This window comes from Loktanella sp. IMCC34160 (assembly GCF_004145845.1).
In the GTDB taxonomy this organism is placed as follows: Bacteria; Pseudomonadota; Alphaproteobacteria; order Rhodobacterales; family Rhodobacteraceae; genus SELP01.
In genome coordinates this window covers 399115-418593 of the sequence record NZ_SELP01000003.1, presented here as the reverse complement: position 1 = coordinate 418593, position 19479 = coordinate 399115, and the positions used below count along the sequence as shown (strand labels likewise).

Here is a 19479-nt window from a genome sequence, read left to right as displayed (position 1 = left end):
TCAAATCTCCAACAATTGTTGCATCAAGGTGTCCACGGTCTGGATCAGTCGCGCATTCGCAGCGAAGGCCTGTTCGATCAGCAGGAGGTTCTGAAGTTCGGTGTCGCTGTCGACACCCCCGGCGAGTTCCGCCTGCTTGATCGTCTCCTGCCGGGCCTGCGCAAAGGCCAACTGGTCCTCGGCCGTGACGCGGGTAATACCGAGCCCGGCAACTAGGCGGCCCGCATGACCGGCGGCACCATCGGGCGACCCACCGAGATGGGTCGGCCGCATATCGGACAGCGCGTCGATCAGGCGGTTGATCTGGGCGGAATCGCCTGCCAGGCCGGGCGTGGCCGCGCCCAATCCGTCCCTGATCCGGGACAGCTCTCCGCCGGACGCTGGATCAATGGCCGCGTTCACCGCGATCCGACCCGCCAGCCCAGGGGTGTCCAGCGGATCAAAACCAGCCCCGGCATCGGTGAACAGCCCCGCCCCGCCGGGCGCAAGCGTCGGGTCGACGCCGCTATCCTGGAACCGTTCGACAAGGTCGCGAGCGACGGCATCAAGGTTGGTCTGAACCTCGACCAGGGTGCGGTCGCGCATGGCAAAGGCGGCCCCAAGGCTTCCGCCGTCAAACTTGCCGATGCCGTTCACCGGGTCGACCGGATCACCCCGCAGCGTCAGCCCGAATACCCCTCCGCTGGCCATCGACATATCGGCCGTGATGGTATTCACCGGCTGGAACCCGAATTCGGGCGCTGGCCCGTCGATCAGGGTGCCGCCTGTCGGGGTGAACAGCGCGATCTGGCCATTGGGCCGCGCCATTTCGCGGGTCGGCACGATTTCGGCGATCCGGTCTACGACACGCTGCCGTTGATCCATCAGGGCGGATGAATCGTCCCCGGCAATTACAGCGCGCGAGATATCCGCATTCAGTTGCTGGACCTGCGCCAGCGAGGTGTTCAGCGTTTCAACCTGTGCGGCGATGCTGGCGTCGGCCTCTTGCCGCAGGGCCTGAACACCATCGGCGGAATCGTTCAGCGCGCTGGCCACGTCTGTCAACCGGCGGTGCACCTCTCCCAACCGAATGTCCGAGGCCGGATCGGATGACGCCGAAACAAGCGCCTGTTCCAGACCCGCGATCCGGTCGGCAAGGCTGGTGCCCGACCCGCTCGTCCCAATGATTGCCTCCAACCTGCCAAGCATTCGGGTCATGTCGCGGTGTCCAGCGAGTCCCGCATCGGCAAGCCGCCGATCGGCGAGAATGCCTCTGTCGACGATACGCTGGACACCGTCGATCCGGACCCCTGCGCCTGTGCCGCCAAGCTGATGCGCGGATAACTCCAGCGTGCGCCGACCGTATCCTTCGGTCATGACGTTTGCGAGATTCGAAGACACGACCTCGGCCCTGCGAGAGGCTGCGGTCAGCCCCGTCAGCGCGTTGGAAAGGGCGTGAGATATGCTCATGTCGTGTCTCCGTTGTCATAGATTAGCGTTTGATGTTGGTGGTCTCCTGCAACATCTCGTCTACGGTCTGGATGACCTTTGCATTCGAGGAGTAGGCCCGCTGGGTCTGGATCAGGTCGGTCAGTTCGCCTGCAACATCCGTTGCCGATTCCTCGCGCGCGAAACTGACGATGTCACCGGTCGGTCCGTCCCCCGCGTCCCAGAGAAAGAACGTGCCGCTGTCGGGGGTGGCGCGATAGGTCTGGTAGTCCAGCGCCTCCAGCCCGTTCACGTTTGGCACATCGACCAAAGGGATCTGGTAAAGGACCCGATTGATACCGATGTCGAAAGAAGCCCGGACGAAACCGTTCGCGTCAACTTCGACCGAGGTAAGATTGCCGACCGGCGTGCCGTTCTTCGAGATGGTGACCGGCTGGAATGCGTCCGACAGCTGAGTCAGCCCGGTCGAACTTCCAAGCGGGCCAATCCCGACGTCCATCGGACCACCCGCCACGTTGATCGACAACTGACCGGTCACCGCGTCGTAGGTGCCCCCGGAAATTGGCGTGACCGACAGAAGCGTCCCGCCCGCGCCGCGGGTGTCATCGAACTCCAGCGCGAATTCACCGACAACGGCCCCGCCCGAGGCGCTGTCCCGCAAGACCATGGTCCATTGGTTGGAAGAGCCGGCACCGGGGACGGTCGGAATGAACTCGATCGAGAGATTCTCCGATTTGCCAAGGTTGTCGAAGTATTCAACCGACAGTTCCTCGGTTTCGCCCGTCGACGTGGAATCGGTCGAGGTGGCAGGAAGGTTTACCGAAAGTTCGATGAAGGTCGTTGCTTCGCCTGCGAACTGGTTGGAGTTGATCCGGATCGGTTCCAGCCCATCCGAGGTATCGCGGGGAAACGTCGGAATCGTCCCGTCGGGCAAGGCGGGCCAGCCCATGAGGATCAGCCCGCTGGACGTTCTAAGGTAGCCGAGGTCGTCCGTCCGGAACGATCCTGTCGTAGTCAGAAACATGGGGTTCTCACCATTGTCCACGCTGACCGATGCCTCTGACGTCACAGGCAGCATACCCCGCCCGCGCACTGCCAGATCGGTTGCGTTGGCCGTGGAAACAAGCGAACCGCGTTGGTCGATCAGGCGCATGTTCGTGGTCCGAACCCCGCCGGCGGCGTAGGTTCCCGCCCCGTTTTCGATGACCATGGAATGGAAATCGGTCACGGCCCGTTTGTAGCCAAAGGTCGACGAGTTCGCGATATTGTCGGAAATCGCGGCAAGACGCGTGGCGTTGGCGGCGAGACCCGCAACGCTGGCGTTCAGGGAAGAGGAAATCGTCATGGTTGAGCCTTTCTGCGTCAATGGACGATGAATGATCTTCCCATCCCTAGCGCGCAGGAGCTTAACAGCGGCCTAACCTCTAAAATTCGATCCAGTTCCTTGCTACTGATCCGATCGAAGCAAGGTCACTTCGATCCTGTTGTTGCGGACGGACATGGGGTTGGCGCTGGCCAGATCGCGGTCGGCATGGCCCGTCACCCGGGCGATCCGCGATGGTGCCACCCCGGCGCCTTGGATCAACTTCCGGACCACCATGGCCCTGTCAGTGGACAGATCCCAAACCGGGCTATCCAGAACAACAATCGGACGGGCAGCGGTGTGACCCTCGAACGCGACCGGGTTCTCGACCATCGCAAAGACCCGGCCCAGAACGACAGCGACTTCGGTCATGACGGTCGAGGGGACCGCCGTGTCACCCTCAAACAGGCTGACCCCATCGACATCGAAAATCTCGATGACCAAACCTTCGTCCGTCAGTCGCGTAACGATATGGCGCAGGGCCTCCTCGGGCAGCGCACTTTCACCACCCCGGCCAAGTAGAACCGTCTCGACCTCCTCCAGAACCGCAACCATGGCGGCCGCGGCCGCGGCGGACGCCTCGGCTTCGGCGGACTGGTTGGTCACCGCCTCATCCCCGGCCACCAGATGGCTGGCCCCGGTTCCATTCTGGGCGAGCGTCTGTTCGGACAAGATATTGTCGCCGCCGAACATCCCATCGCCGCCCCCGGATATCCGGTTCACGGGCAAGGTCGGGGAAAAATAGTCGGCGATCCCCTTGCGCTGCTGTTCCGTCGTCGCGTTCAGAAGCCACATCAACATGAAGAACGCCATCATTGCGGTCACGAAATCCGCATAGGCCACTTTCCACGCGCCGCCATGGTGACCGCCACCGGCGATGACCTTTTTGCGCTTAATGATTATCGGGGCATTTGCACCTGCTGCGCCCATATCACCACCACCATTCAATTCTCACCCGGGGTCGATGGTTAGAGGAGACGCCTTAACCATGGCCTAACAGGTTCAATTGTCTGGAAATGCGGTCGCGTTAGGATCGCCGCAGGTAGATTTCATCGGGGCCGCAGAATTCAACAAGGTCGTAGCCATTCGCCTTCATCAATTGGGCTATCTCGGGAGTGCCCGTGTTGTTCTCAATCGCCCAAGCGCGGACAGCATGCCTGTCGAATGGAAACACCCGCAACGCGGCCAGCTCGCCCCCTTCGATATCGAGAGAGATGAAATCCGGTTCCGTCAGCGCAGCCTCTTTCAGGATAGAGGAGATCATCCGGGTCTGGACGGTTATCGCGGATTCCGCGTGGCGGGGATCGTTCCGGACGCGGGTCAGCATGGACGGGTCATAGGTCGCTTCCAGCCCGCTCATCTGGGTAAAGCCCTCGGTCACCGCGATGAAGGTCGCCTCGCCGTCCCGGTCAGCGGCCGCATATCCAAGACAGGGACACTTGCGCGCCGCACCGGCCTTGGCCAGCTGATCCGGCATCGGCTCGACCAGAACCCCGGTCCAGCCGCGGTTCTGTTCAAAGAAAAGCGTGTTCGATCCGGTCACGCCGTCATAGCCGCCGATGTCCACAAAGGTGCCGCCGGTCTTTTTTTGAAACAACCCGTCCAGAACCATGTCTTGCCCGGCCTGCGACGCATAAGGAAGGCTGGGGTCCAACATCCGCCGCACGTCATATAGCTGCCGCACGATGGGTCCGCGCCGCCGCGACTTCTCGGTCGCCAATGCCTTGGACAAGAGCGACTGGGCGGTCTTCAACTCTGCCTGCGCAGCGCGGATGTGGTCAGAAACCGACATCAACCGGCCCCATGGTCGACGTAGGATTTTTCCTCGACAATGGCCGAGCCCAAAAGCAGGTTGATCCGCTTCTTCACATCGGCACGCCGGTCGTTGGTGACATAGACGGCGCGGGCGAGCCGGATGAACTCTGGCCCGAAATCTCCCGCCGCCTCGCAGTGGCGAATATCGTCCTCGATCACCCAAAGATCCGCGTTGATCTGGTAAAGCTCCTCCCAAAGGGCCGAAAGCTCGGGCCCTTTCTCCATCGCCTTGTCCGCGACGCGGGTCAGAACCTCCTGTTCGTGGCGGACGTTCTTCAGCTTCGCAGGATCGTCGATCCGTTCCGACTTCAGCCGCAGGATGGTCAGTTTGTCGATCAACTCGCCCGGGGCGATGGGTACAAGAATATCGTTCATCGGATCACTTCGCTTTCCGGGCCGCCACAAGGGCCCGCAGATCGGTTTCAACTTTGGCCATGGCGCTGTCCCAATCAAGCGGCGCGTCCTGACGGTAAAGGCGCATGGAGGGATACCACGGTGTGGTGTCGCCCGCGTGCCGGTAGACCCAGAACGCATCCCAGTGCAGCAGCACCCAGGTCGGCAGGCCCAAAGACCCGGCAATATGCGCCGTCGCCGTATCCGAGGTGATGATCAGGTCCATCTCCTGCATCGTGGCGGCGCAATCGGCAAAATCGCGGTCGGTGCTGGCCGTATCCACGACAAGGGCCGAGGTGCCATCGGCATGAAACGCATCCAGATACGGCCCCTTGTAGAGCGAGAATAGCTGCACACCGGGCACGTCGATGAGCGGATGGAAGTCACGGTGGCTGAATGACCGAAAGGCATTGCCCTTGTAGGTCGCCGATCCGGTCCAGACCACGCCAACGCGAAACCGATCACGGTGCGGAGCCGTTATGGCCTTGGCCCGGTCAATCGAATCCGCCGGAACGTTCAACCGGGTCGGGGCGGGGATATCGGCCTCTGTTTCCAGACCGATCAGCGGCAGGTCCATCATATTGACCCAAAAATCGACCTGTTCGCCTTCCGGCATGGACTTGCCGACCCAATCGGCGCCGTCCAACCCGTCAAACAGGCGCAGCATGGGGCGTTCAGACAGGAAAAGAACCCGCGCACCACGCGCCTTGAGCCAAGGCAGGAAGCGAGTGAACAGGACCGCGTCACCAAACCCCTGTTCGGTCAGGACCAGCACGGTTTTGCCATCCACATCCTCGCCCCGCCACTCGGGCCAGGGAAGGTTGCGGGGGGTCAGTTCTTCACCCCGCCAGCGGGCGCGGTAGGTTTCAAAGGCATTGGCGTAGTCGCCCGCGCCAAGCTGCGCAAAGGCAAGCTGGATGCGCAGTTCTGCGTGATCGGGGTGGTCGGCAACCGCCATGGTCAGCCAGTCGATTGCGGTATGATAGTCACCCTTGCCACGGTAACACCGGCCAATCATTGCCTTTTGATCGGCGTCATCCGGGAATTTGGCAAGAAGCGACCGCCGGATCGCAAGGGAGTCGTCATATCGGCCGAGGTCGCTCAGAATATTGGCATAGTTGTTACGAATGCCCTTGTCAGTCACGCCCGAGGCATTGGCCCGCTCGTGTGCACGAAGCGACAGCTCATGCCGCCCGGCGCGCCGCAGAAGCGCACCAAGATTGGACCAGATACCGGGGTCATCCGGGTAACGGGACAGATAGGCCGCGTAGTCGCGCTGCGCCTCTTCCGTCTTGCCCGACTGGTGAAGGCGAACGGCGCGCAGACGCCAGTCCGCCTGCGAGATCGGATTGGACGGCATGGATCAGTCCTTGGTCGGCCGGCGCTTCACCGGGCGGATCAGGGTTTCCGGGCGGCGCTCTTCCGCGGCTTCGAACAGGCTGAAGGTCTGGTTGACATAGTTCACCGCGCCCGAAATCAGCTCCATGTAATCGGTCAGTTCCGGGGTCACCTCGGTCTCGACAACGACGACGGACCGATCCTGCGGAACCGTTTCGAACGTCAGATAGAACAACGGATCGCCGCGGTTGATCTTCAGCGGCTTGTCGGTCTCGTGCCATTCAAAGGCCCACATGAGCGGGCGCGGCCAGACGTTGATCGGGAACCGCCCACCAAAGATCGTGCCCGGCATCGGGGTCTTTTGGTAATGCATGAAGGGCGCGACCTGGCTCGCATAGACCGGTTCATCGGCGATGAAGACGTAAGGCAGCACAAGCTGGATCGTCGGAATCCCGGCGTAACGCCACTCTTTCTCGGGGGTCATGTGGATCTTTTCGGCCAGTTTGCTGGCGCGGATACCCGACATGTCACCGTTCAGGTTTCGGATATGCGGTTTGCCCTTGTCGTCGCGGGTGAACCCAAGGTGCAGGTCGAAGGGACAGCGGATAACGAAATACCGGCTTTCCAGGTTGATCACCGCCGGACAGCGCGACGCGCTTTTCGCATGTGTCTTGTTCTTCTCCGCCCCGCGAACGCGCTCGGGTGGGAAATAGACGATGCCGCCCTTTTGCTGGTTCAAGAACCAGCCAACGGTCACCGGGCCGGACCCGGCTTCGGTTCCTTGGGTGTTTTCGAAGTGAACGGATAACTGCATATGCTCTTACCTCAACCAAAGGGTCTTCCGCCCTTGTCGCGCGGAAAGGTTAACCGAAATTGTAGTCAAAAGCAGGCCCAATCAGGGCGAGGTTGAGGAAATGTTCACAAATCCGAACTTTGCGAGGAAGACAATCGCGCTTTCGGTCACCAACCCGTCAGCCTTCACCGCCTGCGCAAGGTCCGACACCGGCATCGGTCCCCGGCCTTCCAGACAGGCGCAGAGCCTCTCCAAAAGGGATTCCGCGACGATCTTTCGGCTGTAGGCATTGCGCCCGTTGACCGTATCCAACGCGGCAAGCGTCTCTTTCGAATAGGGACGGGCCAAAGTGACGATGTCTTTTGGTCCGATCATGACGGACGGGTAGTGACGGTAAAGGTCGAACGGGTCCACCTCGAGCGGATTGACCGGCCCGGACCGAAGCGGCGGCGTTGTCGCCACGGCGTCGGCCCGCAGCTGTTCCAGTTCTTCGGCGAGGTCGGTGTATTGCGGAACCACTGTCGCCAGATCGAACCGCGCCTTGGCATGGGTCGCACCGGCAGACCCCATTCGCTCCCGCAAGTCCGGGTCGCGGGCCAGCCGAAGCAGGGCCTCGGTATAGGCAGGCAGGTCAATTTGGGTCTGCTGAGCGACCATCGACAAGTAGCGGACATAGTCATCGGTCCCATCGGCAAAGCGCTCGGCAATCTTGCGGCCCAGACCGGGCCGCACCGTCCGGGTGGGGACAAGAAACCCGGTTTCGCCCTCAATCACCGTGTCCCGAAACCCGTTCCAGTCAGGCATCACGACCGGAAGGCTGGCCGCCATCGCCTCGACCGGGACAAGGCCAAAGGTTTCCTGAATATTGTCGACCGGCAGGGTAAAGACATCCGCCCCCGACCAGATCGCCCGCCGGACCCAAGGGTCGCGCCCGTCGATCATCCGCGTTGTGACGGTCGGGGCGCAGAGTGCGGCCCCGTCGCGATGCATTTTCTCTTCCTCGTCCCGCGAACTCCAACCCACCATCCAAAGGTGCACGGGCTTGCCAAGTGACTTGGCCACGTCCTCCAATGCCAGAAACAGCGGCACGGGGTTCGCTTTTTCAATGACGGTCCAGCGCCCGACCGTCAGGAAGACCACAGCCTCCTCGGGCACATCGAATTTCGCCCGCGCCTCGGCCCTCAGGTCATCGTTGCGCAAGAAATCGGCGGTTTCGATCCCCAAGGGGATGATCGGCAATCGGGGTTGCGGCACCCGCGTCGCGCCGTAGCGGCTGCGCATATATTCCGCTTCCAGTTCCAACTGTCGGGCGACCACCGAATGCACCGCGCGCGACGTGCAAATGATTGCGTCCCACGGCTCGACCGGTTCATTCAGGGTGGAATGGATGCCCTCGATCACACGGCGGGTCGATACGGTGTGCGTGATCCCGACCAGCGAACATTTCTGCGGCCCGAACCGTTGCCGCCGCCATGCCGCCGAAAGGTATCCCGGCCCCGGAAAGAAAATGCAGCCTGCGCGCGTGAAATCGGATGGGCCGCGCAGGGTGTCGACCTTGATCGGTCGGGTTTCGCCAAGCTCCCGCGCACGGACTTCAAACGCTTTCGCCGAGGCGGGCGTCTCGGTCACGGCATTGACGTGGTCCCCCGGCGTATGCCGCAAGAACCCCTTCAGGAAGGATTCCCCCGCCGATCTGCGGCCCACAAGATCCTTGCCCTTGGTCTCCACCGCATCGGGGTGAAAGAAGATCGCCGGTGGTTCCTTGATCGCCATACTTGCCTGCCTGTGTTGTCGACCCGACCTTGGCCGGGTCAACGTAAAGGCGCAAGTCAGACCTTCAGATCGGCGCAACCCTGGCTGTCGGAATCGACCGCAAGGTCCAGAACCTTCTGCAGGGCGGCCCCACGGGCGAAATCGGGATCAACCTGCTTGCCCTCGCGGATGGCCGCGACAAAGCGAGCGTAGTTCAGATCCACCTGCGGGCAGTCCACATCGCGCCAGGTCGCGGTCAGCATGTCGTCGCCAACCGAGGCGCGCAGAAGGCTCACCTCTTTCTCGAACCGGACCTCAAGCCCGCCCTTGGTGCCGAACAGGCGCAGGGTCAGGTCATTGAAATGACCGCTTGCCATACGGGTCGCATGGATCACCCCGACCGCGCCGTTCTCCAGCGACAGATGCATGTTGAAGCTGTCGTTCGCATCAAGGACATAGTCCCCGATCCGCCCGCCTTCGGCCTTGTCAAAGGTCGTCAAACGGCAAGAGACCGACTTGGGCGCGGCACCTGCCGCAAAACTCGCGTAGTCGATGATGTGGACGCCGACATCGCCCAGCACGCCCATGGATCCATGCGCGGTGGACAGACGCCAAAGCCACTGTTCTTCGGTCTTCCAGTCGCCCCATGCAGGCTGGGTCAGCCAGCTTTGCAAATAGGCGGCCTCGAAATGGCGCACCTCGCCAATTTCACCGGCCGCGACCATACGCGCCGCTTCCATCAAGGCCGGGACGTTGCGGTAGGACAGGTTGACCATGTTGACGACGCCGGCCCTTGCCGCGGCCTTTGCCATCTCGATGGCATCGGCATAATTCGCCGCCAGCGGTTTCTCGCAGAGGACATGCTTGCCCGCCGCAAGGAACGGAAGCGTGGTGCGGTGGTGCACGGCATCCGGGGTGACGTTGGACACAGCATCGAACTCGCCCCAGGCCAGCGCCTCGTCGATCGACGCGAACCCGTTCGGGATGCCGAATTTCTCGTTGAACGCGGCAAGCCGATCAGCGTTGGTGTCGATCCCGGCAACGATCTCGACCCCGTCGATCGCCTGATAGGCCTCGGCGTGGGCACGGGCCATTCCGCCCGTGCCTAGAATGATGACGCGAACCGGCTTCATTTGTAGCCTTCCTCGCCATCTTTATGCAGGCGGGGGCCGCGCTCTTCGATCTTCTCGGGGGCCTCGTCCACCGGAACGTTGGGGGCGTCGGTCGGATTCGCGACTCGCGCGGCGGGGTTGTGGGCCCACTTCACCGCGTTGCGCAGCACCTGCTGGACGTTTGCATCGTGATAGGTCGGGTAGGTTTCGTGGCCGGGCCGGAAGTAGAACACATTGCCCGCGCCCCGCTTGTAGGTCACGCCGGAACGGAACACTTCACCGCCCTGGAACCAGCTGACGAACACGGTTTCCATCGGCTCGGGAATGCCGAAGGGTTCGCCGTACATCTCTTCGTTTTCCAGCTCAAAGTGGTCCGGCAGGCCCGCTGCGATGGGGTGATTGCGCGAGGTCAGCCAAAGCCGTTCCCGCTCGCCCGCTTCGCGCCAGGTCAGGTTGCAGGGGGTGCCCATCAATCGCTTGAAAATTTTCGCGAAATGGCCCGAATGCAGGACGATCAGCCCCATCCCCGACCACACATGTTCGGCAACACGTTCAACAACCTCGTCCGAGACGTCGCCGTGGGCGGCATGGCCCCACCAAAGCAAGACATCGGTTTCGGCCAGACGCGAATCGGGCAGGCCATGTTCGGCATCCTGCAAAACCGCCGTAGTGGCGGTGATCTGCGGGTCGCTGTTCAGCGCTGCCGCAATGCACCCATGCATCCCATCGGGGTAAAGATCGGCAACGATTTTATTGGTCTGTTCGTGAACGTTTTCACCCCAGACGACGGTACGGATAGTCATTTTCGGTCTCCATATTGGCTTGTCAAAGCGCTTTGGCTTGAGTCAGCGTTAGCGGAAACAGGTGCACCGGTCCAGTGGCAATTTGGATCAGTTCGACGCGATGCGCGGGCGACCTTGGGCAATCACCCGCAGATGCGCCTCGATAAACATCAACTGCCCTTCGATTTCGACTTCCTTGACGTCCTGTTCAACGGACAGACGCACCTCCTCGACACCAGAGGCAGTCGCACGATTCCGTGCTTCATGGCTCAGCGCCTCGCGCAAGGCAGCAATGGCGCTGGCCTGATCCGGGTATTGTTTCGGACCGTCGGAAAGATGAACCACGAACATGCCCGGCCCCGGAGAGGAAACCGACCCGCTTACCTGCATAGAGACCTGCCCGACGACCGCGCCGATTGCATTCGCCACATCTGCGTGCTCGGGCAACAGCATACGGGTGCCCAACCTCTCGCCAACCGGGCCATAGTAGGACCCGGCCGATGCCCCAAGCCCGATCACCGGAACGCCCAATGACATGGACAGGTTCAGAACCCCCCGGTGCCCGTCCAACCCCGCGCGGGTCAGAGGATGCACCGCGAGCCGGGAAGGATCTTCCCACTCGCCCCCGTCTTCGGCGAATGCCGCCTCTAGAAGGCACTCAGCGGTCTGGGCGCGCAACTGCGCCACGATCCGTTTTGCAACGGTTTCGGCATCCGGCGCGATCCGGTCTCCGTTGCCCATGCGCCGACGGGCAAATAGGGTCAGTGCCTTTTCGGCGGCTTCGCCGTCCCAGTCACTAACCATGCCCAAAACATGGCTGGCGTCCGATGGGGTCACGCCGGAAATCATCACCTGTCCGCGCGACACCATCCGGCCCAGCGCCGGACCTTCCAGCCGGGATTGTACCGCCTCGCCCATCCGCAGGGGACCGTACTGCAGCCGTTGGGCCACGGCGGTTTCGCGGGCGTCCAGCCCCTCGGGCATATCCGCCCACAGGGGCACGACAAACCGCGCCCCGTCATCGGCGGGCAGGTCGCTGGACAAGGCCCGATCCAGCGCCTTGTGAACAAGGTCCGGATAATCCCGGCCCAAGAGGGAGACCGGCATCAACCGGCGCGGACCCAGCCGTAGGCCACCGGAAAGCCCTTCGTTCAGATGTACCTCTGAATCGCCGCCAAGGCCCCATGTGCGCATCGCCACGGCCTCGACCATGGTGCGGAACTGACCGACGCGGGCACCCTGCGGGTCGATCTTGGGGCGACCATCACGCAATAGGCAGACATCGGTCGTGGTCCCGCCGATGTCACTGACCAGCGCATCGGTCTCCCCGGTCAGCCAACTGGCGCCCGCGATGCTGGCCGCCGGGCCCGACAGAATGGTTTCAATGGGTTTTTCCCGCGCCAGATCGGCACTGACCAGGGCACCGTCACCGCGCACCACCATCAGCCGGGCATCGACCCCGATCTTGGCCAGATGCGCCTCGCACGCTTCGATCAGCCGGGCGATCAGGCCGATCAGCCGCGCGTTCAGGACCGCCGTCAAAGCCCGCTTTGGACCACCCAGCGCCGATGAAAGCTCGTGCGAACAGGTGACCGGTCGGCCGGTCATGTCCCGAATGATGTCGCGCGCGGCAACCTCGTGGGCCGGGTTCCGGGTGGCAAAGCTAGATGCGACGGCAAAGCCGGTGATCCCCGCCGGAAGATGGCTCAGGGCACGGCGCAGCGCATCGGCATCGAACGCCTTTGCCTCAGCCCCGGAATGGCTGTGCCCACCGGAAACCAGAATTACGGGATCACCGGCAAGTGCATCCGACAACCCGGCGCGACCCAATTCGGCCTCGTCAAAGCCGATGAAGATCAGTGCGACCCGGCCACCCTGCCCTTCGACCAGCGCGTTAGTGGCAAGCGTTGTCGACAAGGACACCATGGCGACGTCGGCGACAGAGACCCCGGACCTTTCGATCGCGGCATCGATCGCGCGGCCAACCCCCAACGACAGATCCGGTCGGGTCGTCAGCGATTTGGCGCTGGCGACAACCCGGTCGTTCTGGTCGTCCAGAACAACAGCGTCCGTATAGGTTCCGCCCGTGTCGACACCCAGCAAATAGGCCATGTTCCTGATCCAGTTCGTTGCAGCTTGCCTCACTTAGCGGATGATCGACCCCGGGCAACGGCAAAAAACGGCGAAGCGGGACGGAATCGGGATAATCCCATGGAAAAAGGGCGCCCCGTTGGAAACGGAGCGCCCAGTCTCAGGTCAGATTTGACCGGCCTATTGCAGCGCCGCGTCGCTGATGACGTGCGTCCAAGCACCTTCCGGCTCTGCCGTAATGACCGGGTCGGACCCACCGGCCAGCAGCGTCGCAACTGTCCGTTCATAGTCGGCCGGATCAAGCGCCCCGTTGGACCCGGCAGTCAGCTTGGCAACCTCGCCCATCATCCGGATCTGGTGGCCCTCGGTCTGTGCGCCGGTCTCGTCATAGTCGAGAACGATCATCGCGGCCTCTTCGGGGTTTTCCTCGGCCCATTTCCAGCCCCGCATGGAGGCGCGGACAAAACGGGTCATCCGGTCGACAAAGGCCGGATCGTCAAGGTTCTCCTCCAAGACATACAGCCCGTCTTCCAGTGTTGCGACGCCCTGATCCTCATACTTGAAGGTGATCAGTTCCTCGGGCGCAACGCCCGCGTCAATGACCTGCCAATATTCGTTGTAGGTCATGGTCGAGATACAGTCGGCCTGCCGTTGAAGCAGCGGATCGACGTTGAACCCCTGCTTGAGCACTTCGACACCGTTTTCGTCCGCGCCATCGGTTTCGATACCCAATTGCGCCATCCAGCTCATGAAGGGGAATTCGTTCCCGAAGAACCAGACACCCAGCGTCCGGTTGACAAGGCTGTCCGGCCCGTCAATCCCGACATCCCCCCAGCAGGTCAGCATCATGCCGGAGGACTTGAACGGTTGGGCGATATTGACCAGCGGCAGGCCCTTTTCGCGCGCGGCCAAAGCGGCGGGCATCCATTCGACGGTCACATCTGCCCCGCCCCCGGCAATCACCTGCGTCGGCGCGATGTCGGGGCCGCCAGGAAGGATCGTCACATTCAGGTCTTCCTCGTCGTAGAAGCCCTGATCAAGGGCAACGTAGTAGCCCGCGAACTGGGCCTGCGTGACCCATTTCAGTTGCAGCGTCACATCGTCCGCCGCAAATGCGGGGGCGGCAAAGCCCATCGCTGCGGTTGCTGCGATCATCGTCTTCTTCATTGTCTGACCTCCTTGTCAGGTTGGATTTGTTGCCCGGCCTCGAGGGTCGGTTGTTGTTATTTTCTTTGACTGGGGTGCCAGAAGGTCACCCCCTTTTCGATCAGGGCCACAGTGCCATAGAACAGGCTTCCCGCCAGCGCCGCGACAACGATTTCCGCCCAGACCATATCAAGCGCAAGTTGGCCGACTGACGTGGAAATGCGAAAACCCATCCCCCGGGTCGGCGACCCGAAGAATTCGGCCACGATTGCGCCGATCAGGGCCAAGGTTGTCGCAATTTTCAGCCCGTTGAAGATGAACGGCATCGCGGCAGGCAGCCGCAACTTGATCAGGGTTTGCAGGTAACTTGCCCCATAGGTCCGCATCAGATCCCGCTGCATGGTGGTTGTGTCGCGCAAGCCCGATACGGTGTTCACCAACATCGGGAAGAATACCATCACGACCACGACCGCCGCTTTCGACTGCCAATCGAACCCGAACCACATCACAAGGATGGGGGCGGTTCCGACAATCGGCAGCGCGGCCATGAAGTTCCCGACCGGAAGCAGGCCCTGCCGCAGAAAATCGTATCGATCGACGACGATTGCCGTCAGGAAGGCCGCCCCGCAGCCGACGATATAGCCCGCCAGCGCCCCTTTCAGAAAAGTCTGTGCAAAATCTTCCCACAGGATCGGCAGGCTGGTCCCAAACGTGGCAAGAATCGCGCTTGGCGGGGGCAGGATCACCGCCGGCACCGCAAGGCCGCGCACGACCAGTTCCCAGACCGCCAGAACCGTCAGACCAAAGACAACCGGCACGACCAATCCGGTCCAGCGAGCATTAGCCAGCGGCCCGTTCGACAGCCAGCTGTTGAAGGCCCAAGCGGCAATCCAGACGACCACTGCAACAACGACAAGCGTCATGGCTGCACCCCCATCCGGCGCAGGGTCCGGGCCTCGATCCAGCCGATCAGCCAGACCATCGTCGCCGCCAGGCCCGCCGCCACGAAGAGTGCCGCCCAGATCTGTTCAGTCTGGCCATAGTAGGACCCGCCCAGCATCCGCGCGCCCAGCCCGCCCCGCTGCACCGGCAATTCGCCCACGATGGCGCCGACCAGACTGGCCGCGATCCCGATCTTGAGGGACGTGAAAAGATAGGGCACCGACGACGGGAGGCGCAGCTTCCAGAAGGTCTGGGACTTGCTGGCATGATAGGTGTGCAGAAGGTCAAGCTGCATCGCATCGGGACTGCGCAGCCCTTTCACCATCCCCACAACCACGGGAAAGAAGCTGAGGTAGGCGCTGATGATCGCCTTGGGCAAGAGCCCGTTGATCCCGATAGAGTAGAGAACAACGATAATCATTGGCGCCAGCGCGACAATGGGCACCGTCTGGCTGACAATGGCCCAAGGCATTACGCTGCGATCCATGGTGCGACTGTGCACGATGCCCACCGCCAGCAAGACGCCCAGCGCCGACCCGATCAGAAAGCCGACGAAGGTCGCGCCCAGAGTGACACCGCCATGGTAGATCAGCGACCGGTTCGAAAAACTGCCAGAGTTTACAATCCCGCGACGGCCATAGACCTCTTCCTGCCAAGTGCTGGCCCAAAGCTCTGCCGCGATCTGGTGCGGGGATGGAAGTCGCGCCCGCTCGGTCGACCAGCTTGCACCCAGATGTTCGGTGTTGGAGAAGACTAGCCCGATCCGGTTCAGATCCCGCCGGTTCGCAGCCCCCTCCGGTTCGACCACCGCGCCCGCGCGTTCGGCATTCGTCAGAACCTCCTGAACGTTCATGGGAATGCAGGCGACATACCAGACCGCAAGGATCGCCGCGACAACCGTCAGGACAGGCAGGAAGCGGTTCATCGTTTCCACCTCGCTTGGCCTACATAGAGACTGTTTTCAGTCATCCACATGCCCCGCACGCAGCCCTTCCCGTACCCGGTGGGCGATGTCGATAAACTCCTTGCTGTCGCGGATATCCAGCGGCCGGTCCTTTGGCAGGGTACTTTCGATGACATCCGTGATCCGCCCGGGGCGCGGCGACATGACGACAATCTTGGTCGACAGGTAAACCGCCTCGGGGATCGAATGGGTCACGAAGCCGATGGTCTTTTCGGTCCGCGCCCAAAGCTTCAGAAGTTCTTCGTTCAGCTTGTCGCGCACGATTTCGTCCAACGCGCCAAAGGGTTCGTCCATCAGCAGGATATCGGCGTCAAACGCCAGCGCCCGCGCGATCGACGCGCGTTGCTGCATCCCGCCGGACAGTTGCCAAGGAAATTTCTTCTCGAACCCGGCCAGATCGACGAGTTCGAGCGTCTTTTGCACGCGCTCGGCCTGATCCGCCCTGGAAAACCCCATGATCTCGAGCGGCAGGCGGATGTTGCCGCCAATCGTCCGCCACGGATAAAGGCCCGCCGCCTGAAAGACATAGCCGTAGGCGCGTGCCCGGCGCGCCTCGTCCGGGGTCATCCCGTTGACCGCTAGCGAGCCGCCGGTCGGCGTTTCCAGCCCGGCGATACAGCGCAGGAACGTCGTCTTCCCGCAGCCCGACGGCCCGATGAAAGAGACGAAATCGCCTTGTTCGACACTGAGGTTCACATCCCGAAGGGCATGAACCGGGCCGTCGTTCGTCTGAAAGGTCAGATCCAGCCCAGAGGCTTCGATGACTGCCAAGTTACACCCCCGTCGCCGGAATGCCGGACCGCTGGACCGGGCGCGGGCTGGTCAGTTCCTTCCACTGGGACAGGGCCTTGTTCACCGCCGTGTTCGGTTCCCGCTTCACGAACTCGCCATGGCCCTCTTTGGTCCGGATCTCTCCGTCATGAACGGCGACATGGCCCCGCGTCAGGGTAAAGCGCGGCAGCCCCTTCACATGCTGACCCTCGAAGACATTATAGTCGATCGCGGATTGCTGGGTCTTCGCGGTGATGGTCTTTTCCTTCTCGGGATCCCAGACCACAAGGTCGGCATCCGCCCCGACAAGAACCGCCCCCTTGCGCGGATAGCAGTTCAGGATCTTGGCGATATTGGTCGATGTGACGGCAACGAATTCATTCGGCGTCAGGCGGCCCGTGTTCACCCCATGGGTCCACAGCATCGGCATCCGGTCTTCCAGCCCGCCGGTGCCATTCGGGATCTTGGTGAAATCGCCGACGCCAAAGCGTTTCTGATCCGTGGTAAAGGCGCAATGGTCGGTCGCGACGACCGACAGACTGCCCGATTGCAGACCGGCCCACAGGCTGTCCTGATGTTTCTTGTTGCGGAACGGCGGCGACATGACCCGGCGCGCGGCATGGTCCCAATCGGGATTGAAGTATTCGCTTTCATCCAGCGTCAGGTGCTGGATCAACGGTTCCCCCCAAACCCGTTTGCCGTTCTGCTTGGCCCGGCGGATGGCCTCATGCGCCTCTTCACAAGAGGTGTGAACAACATAAAGCGGCACACCCGCCATATCGGCGATCATGATCGCGCGGTTGGTGGCCTCGCCCTCGACCTGGCTGGGGCGGGAATAAGCATGGGCCTCGGGCCCGGTATTGCCCTCGGCCAGCAGCTTGGCGGACAGTTCCGCGACCACATCACCATTCTCGGCGTGAACCATGGCAATGGCCCCAAGTTCGGCCAGCCGTTTGAACGACGAATACATCTCGTCGTCGTTCACCATCAGCGCGCCCTTGTAGGCCATAAAATGCTTGAAGGTGTTGATCCCCTTGTCACGGACCACGGTTTCCATCTCGTTGAAAACCTGTTCGCCCCACCATGTGACGGCCATGTGGAACGAGTAGTCGCAATTGGCGCGGGTCGATTTGTTGTCCCACATCTGGATCGCGTCGAGCAGGCCCTGACCGGGCGACGGCAGCGCGAAATCGACAACCATCGTGGTGCCGCCAGACAGCGCCGCCCGGGTGCCACTTTCGAAATCATCGCTGGAATAGGTGCCCATGAACGGCATTTCCAGATGGGTATGCGGGTCGATCCCACCGGGCATGACATAGCAGCCGGTGGCGTCCAGAACCTCGTCCCCTTTCAGGCCCTGACCGATTTCAACGATCTTGCCGCCGTCGATCGACACATCCGCCTTATAGGTCAGATCAGCGGTAACAACGGTTCCGTTCTTGATGACTGTGGTCATGTGACTCTCCCTGTCATGCGTCTCTAATAAGGCTGAATTGCTGCATTCAGCTTACAATTCCGGCGGTTTCCACAACCGCATGGAACAGCACATCCGCGCCGGCGGCCGCCCACTCCCTGGAAATCTCCTCGGCCTCGTTGTGCGACAGTCCGTCCACACAGGGGCACATCACCATCGCGGTCGGGGCAACATCGTTGATCCAGCAGGCATCATGGCCCGCGCCCGAGACGATATCCATATGGGAATAGCCCAGCCGTTCCGCCGCATCGCGCACGGCCTTTACACAGCCTTCGTCGAAGGCGGGCGGATCGAACTGGCCGACAATCTCGCTTGAGAATTCTACGCCGATCTCCTCGCACAGCTTCGGCGCCCGCTCCATGAACTCCGCGACCATCGCGTTCAGCTTGTCCAGCAGATGGGTGCGCATATCCACGGTAAAGACAACCTTGCCGGGGATGATATTGCGGCTGTTGGGATAGACATCGATATGGCCAATCGCGCCCACCGCGTTCGGCTGGTTCTTCATCGCAATCTCATGAACCAGTTCGGTGACCAATGCCAAACCCCGGCCCGCGTTCTTGCGCATGTGCATGGGGGTGGAACCGGTATGGCTTTCCTTACCGGTCACCGTGCATTCGATCCAGCGGAGCCCCTGCCCGTGGGTCACAACGCCAATATCCTTACCCTCAGCCTCGAGGATCGGGCCCTGTTCGATGTGCAATTCAAAGAAGGCGTGCATCTTGCGGGCGCCGACGGGTTCGTCGCCCTTCCAACCGATCCGCTCCAGCTCCTCGCCGAATTTCTTGCCCTTGGCGTCGGTCCGGTCATAGGCCCAGTCTTGGGCATGCTTCCCGGCAAAAACCCCACTGGCCAGCATCGCAGGCGCAAAGCGGGTGCCTTCCTCGTTCGTCCAGTTGGTAACGACGATCGGGTGTTTCGTCTTGATCCCAAGGTCGTTGAGGCTGCGGATAACTTCCAATCCGCCCAGAACCCCGAGGACGCCATCGTATTTGCCGCCCGTCGGTTGGGTATCCAGATGCGACCCGACATAGACCGGCAGCGCGTCCGGGTCCGTCCCTTCGCGCCGTGCAAACATGTTGCCCATGGTATCGACACCCATGGTGCACCCCGCCTCGTCGCACCATTTCTTGAACAGATGGCGGCCCTCGCCGTCCTCGTCGGTCAGGGTCTGACGGTTGTTTCCGCCTGCGATTCCCGGCCCGATTTTGGCCATTTCCATAAGGCTGTCCCACAGCCGGTCGCCATTGATGCGCAGGTTTTCACCCGGTGCTGCCATTCGTCGTCTCCCTTGTCAGTTGGGCCCCGCCGTCAT

Annotated in this window: 17 protein-coding genes; all 17 read right to left on the bottom strand. The window is 61.9% G+C overall.

Annotated elements, in window-relative coordinates:
* The 17 genes from flgK to EU803_RS10120 all read right to left on the bottom strand — a co-directional run bounded on the left by flgK (nucleotide 1) and on the right by EU803_RS10120 (nucleotide 19443).
* On the bottom strand, nucleotides 1-1449 hold the full coding sequence (flgK, locus tag EU803_RS10200) for a flagellar hook-associated protein FlgK (protein ID WP_129682417.1): 1449 nt from the start codon (nucleotides 1447-1449) through the stop codon (nucleotides 1-3).
* 22 nt (nucleotides 1450-1471) lie between these two features.
* Nucleotides 1472-2773: a flagellar hook-basal body complex protein gene (locus EU803_RS10195; RefSeq protein WP_129682415.1), complete on the bottom strand. Its 1302-nt coding sequence runs from the start codon at nucleotides 2771-2773 to the stop codon at nucleotides 1472-1474.
* A 102-nt stretch (nucleotides 2774-2875) separates the two neighbouring features.
* Nucleotides 2876-3721, bottom strand: a complete 846-nt coding sequence (locus EU803_RS10190) for a flagellar motor protein MotB (RefSeq protein ID WP_129682413.1) — start codon at nucleotides 3719-3721, stop codon at nucleotides 2876-2878.
* 97 nt (nucleotides 3722-3818) lie between these two features.
* Nucleotides 3819-4583, bottom strand: coding sequence for an FkbM family methyltransferase (locus tag EU803_RS10185; RefSeq protein ID WP_129682411.1), 765 nt, complete (start codon nucleotides 4581-4583; stop codon nucleotides 3819-3821).
* Nucleotides 4583-4981 (bottom strand): DUF6165 family protein, encoded by a 399-nt coding sequence (locus tag EU803_RS10180; RefSeq protein ID WP_129682409.1) that lies wholly within the window; start codon nucleotides 4979-4981, stop codon nucleotides 4583-4585. The genes EU803_RS10185 and EU803_RS10180 overlap by 1 nt, the downstream gene beginning before the upstream one ends.
* Before the next feature lie 4 nt (nucleotides 4982-4985).
* Nucleotides 4986-6359 (bottom strand): tetratricopeptide repeat protein, encoded by a 1374-nt coding sequence (locus tag EU803_RS10175; protein WP_129682407.1) that lies wholly within the window; start codon nucleotides 6357-6359, stop codon nucleotides 4986-4988.
* 3 nt (nucleotides 6360-6362) lie between these two features.
* On the bottom strand, nucleotides 6363-7151 hold the full coding sequence (locus EU803_RS10170; RefSeq protein ID WP_129682405.1) for a hypothetical protein: 789 nt from the start codon (nucleotides 7149-7151) through the stop codon (nucleotides 6363-6365).
* Between the two features lie 81 nt (nucleotides 7152-7232).
* On the bottom strand, nucleotides 7233-8903 hold the full coding sequence (locus tag EU803_RS10165) for a glycosyltransferase family 4 protein (RefSeq protein ID WP_129682403.1): 1671 nt from the start codon (nucleotides 8901-8903) through the stop codon (nucleotides 7233-7235).
* Nucleotides 8904-8959: 56 nt separating this feature from the next.
* Nucleotides 8960-10015 (bottom strand): Gfo/Idh/MocA family oxidoreductase, encoded by a 1056-nt coding sequence (locus EU803_RS10160; RefSeq protein ID WP_129682401.1) that lies wholly within the window; start codon nucleotides 10013-10015, stop codon nucleotides 8960-8962.
* Nucleotides 10012-10797 (bottom strand): ThuA domain-containing protein, encoded by a 786-nt coding sequence (locus tag EU803_RS10155; RefSeq protein ID WP_129682399.1) that lies wholly within the window; start codon nucleotides 10795-10797, stop codon nucleotides 10012-10014. The genes EU803_RS10160 and EU803_RS10155 overlap by 4 nt, the downstream gene beginning before the upstream one ends.
* A gap of 87 nt (nucleotides 10798-10884) precedes the next feature.
* Complete coding sequence (locus EU803_RS10150; RefSeq protein ID WP_129682397.1) at nucleotides 10885-12888, bottom strand: hydantoinase/oxoprolinase family protein; 2004 nt, start codon at nucleotides 12886-12888, stop codon at nucleotides 10885-10887.
* Between the two features lie 159 nt (nucleotides 12889-13047).
* Nucleotides 13048-14034 (bottom strand): ABC transporter substrate-binding protein, encoded by a 987-nt coding sequence (locus EU803_RS10145; RefSeq protein ID WP_129682395.1) that lies wholly within the window; start codon nucleotides 14032-14034, stop codon nucleotides 13048-13050.
* 56 nt (nucleotides 14035-14090) lie between these two features.
* Nucleotides 14091-14936: an ABC transporter permease gene (locus EU803_RS10140; RefSeq protein WP_129682394.1), complete on the bottom strand. Its 846-nt coding sequence runs from the start codon at nucleotides 14934-14936 to the stop codon at nucleotides 14091-14093.
* On the bottom strand, nucleotides 14933-15880 hold the full coding sequence (locus EU803_RS10135; RefSeq protein ID WP_129682392.1) for an ABC transporter permease: 948 nt from the start codon (nucleotides 15878-15880) through the stop codon (nucleotides 14933-14935). The genes EU803_RS10140 and EU803_RS10135 overlap by 4 nt, the downstream gene beginning before the upstream one ends.
* Nucleotides 15881-15916: 36 nt before the next feature.
* Complete coding sequence (locus EU803_RS10130; protein ID WP_129682390.1) at nucleotides 15917-16690, bottom strand: ABC transporter ATP-binding protein; 774 nt, start codon at nucleotides 16688-16690, stop codon at nucleotides 15917-15919.
* Nucleotide 16691: 1 nt separating this feature from the next.
* Entirely contained in the window at nucleotides 16692-18146 is a 1455-nt protein-coding gene (gene hydA / locus EU803_RS10125) for a dihydropyrimidinase (RefSeq protein ID WP_129682388.1), read from the bottom strand.
* Between the two features lie 46 nt (nucleotides 18147-18192).
* Nucleotides 18193-19443, bottom strand: a complete 1251-nt coding sequence (locus tag EU803_RS10120; protein WP_129682386.1) for a Zn-dependent hydrolase — start codon at nucleotides 19441-19443, stop codon at nucleotides 18193-18195.
* Nucleotides 19444-19479: the final 36 nt, after the last annotated feature.

Excerpts from the sequence above, each read along its gene's own strand:
- EU803_RS10150 (WP_129682397.1), bottom strand. The coding sequence starts at position 12,888 with ATGGCCTATTTGCTGGGTGTCGACACGGGCGGAACCTATACGGACGCT.
- EU803_RS10160 (WP_129682401.1), bottom strand. The coding sequence starts at position 10,015 with ATGAAGCCGGTTCGCGTCATCATTCTAGGCACGGGCGGAATGGCCCGT.
- EU803_RS10195 (WP_129682415.1), bottom strand. The coding sequence starts at position 2,773 with ATGACGATTTCCTCTTCCCTGAACGCCAGCGTTGCGGGTCTCGCCGCC.
- EU803_RS10155 (WP_129682399.1), bottom strand. The coding sequence starts at position 10,797 with ATGACTATCCGTACCGTCGTCTGGGGTGAAAACGTTCACGAACAGACC.
- EU803_RS10135 (WP_129682392.1), bottom strand. The coding sequence starts at position 15,880 with ATGAACCGCTTCCTGCCTGTCCTGACGGTTGTCGCGGCGATCCTTGCG.
- EU803_RS10180 (WP_129682409.1), bottom strand. The coding sequence starts at position 4,981 with ATGAACGATATTCTTGTACCCATCGCCCCGGGCGAGTTGATCGACAAA.
- EU803_RS10175 (WP_129682407.1), bottom strand. The coding sequence starts at position 6,359 with ATGCCGTCCAATCCGATCTCGCAGGCGGACTGGCGTCTGCGCGCCGTT.
- EU803_RS10170 (WP_129682405.1), bottom strand. The coding sequence starts at position 7,151 with ATGCAGTTATCCGTTCACTTCGAAAACACCCAAGGAACCGAAGCCGGG.
- EU803_RS10145 (WP_129682395.1), bottom strand. The coding sequence starts at position 14,034 with ATGAAGAAGACGATGATCGCAGCAACCGCAGCGATGGGCTTTGCCGCC.
- EU803_RS10190 (WP_129682413.1), bottom strand. The coding sequence starts at position 3,721 with ATGGGCGCAGCAGGTGCAAATGCCCCGATAATCATTAAGCGCAAAAAG.
- EU803_RS10185 (WP_129682411.1), bottom strand. The coding sequence starts at position 4,583 with ATGTCGGTTTCTGACCACATCCGCGCTGCGCAGGCAGAGTTGAAGACC.
- flgK (WP_129682417.1), bottom strand. The coding sequence starts at position 1,449 with ATGAGCATATCTCACGCCCTTTCCAACGCGCTGACGGGGCTGACCGCA.
- hydA (WP_129682388.1), bottom strand. The coding sequence starts at position 18,146 with ATGACCACAGTCATCAAGAACGGAACCGTTGTTACCGCTGATCTGACC.
- EU803_RS10165 (WP_129682403.1), bottom strand. The coding sequence starts at position 8,903 with ATGGCGATCAAGGAACCACCGGCGATCTTCTTTCACCCCGATGCGGTG.
- EU803_RS10120 (WP_129682386.1), bottom strand. The coding sequence starts at position 19,443 with ATGGCAGCACCGGGTGAAAACCTGCGCATCAATGGCGACCGGCTGTGG.
- EU803_RS10140 (WP_129682394.1), bottom strand. The coding sequence starts at position 14,936 with ATGACGCTTGTCGTTGTTGCAGTGGTCGTCTGGATTGCCGCTTGGGCC.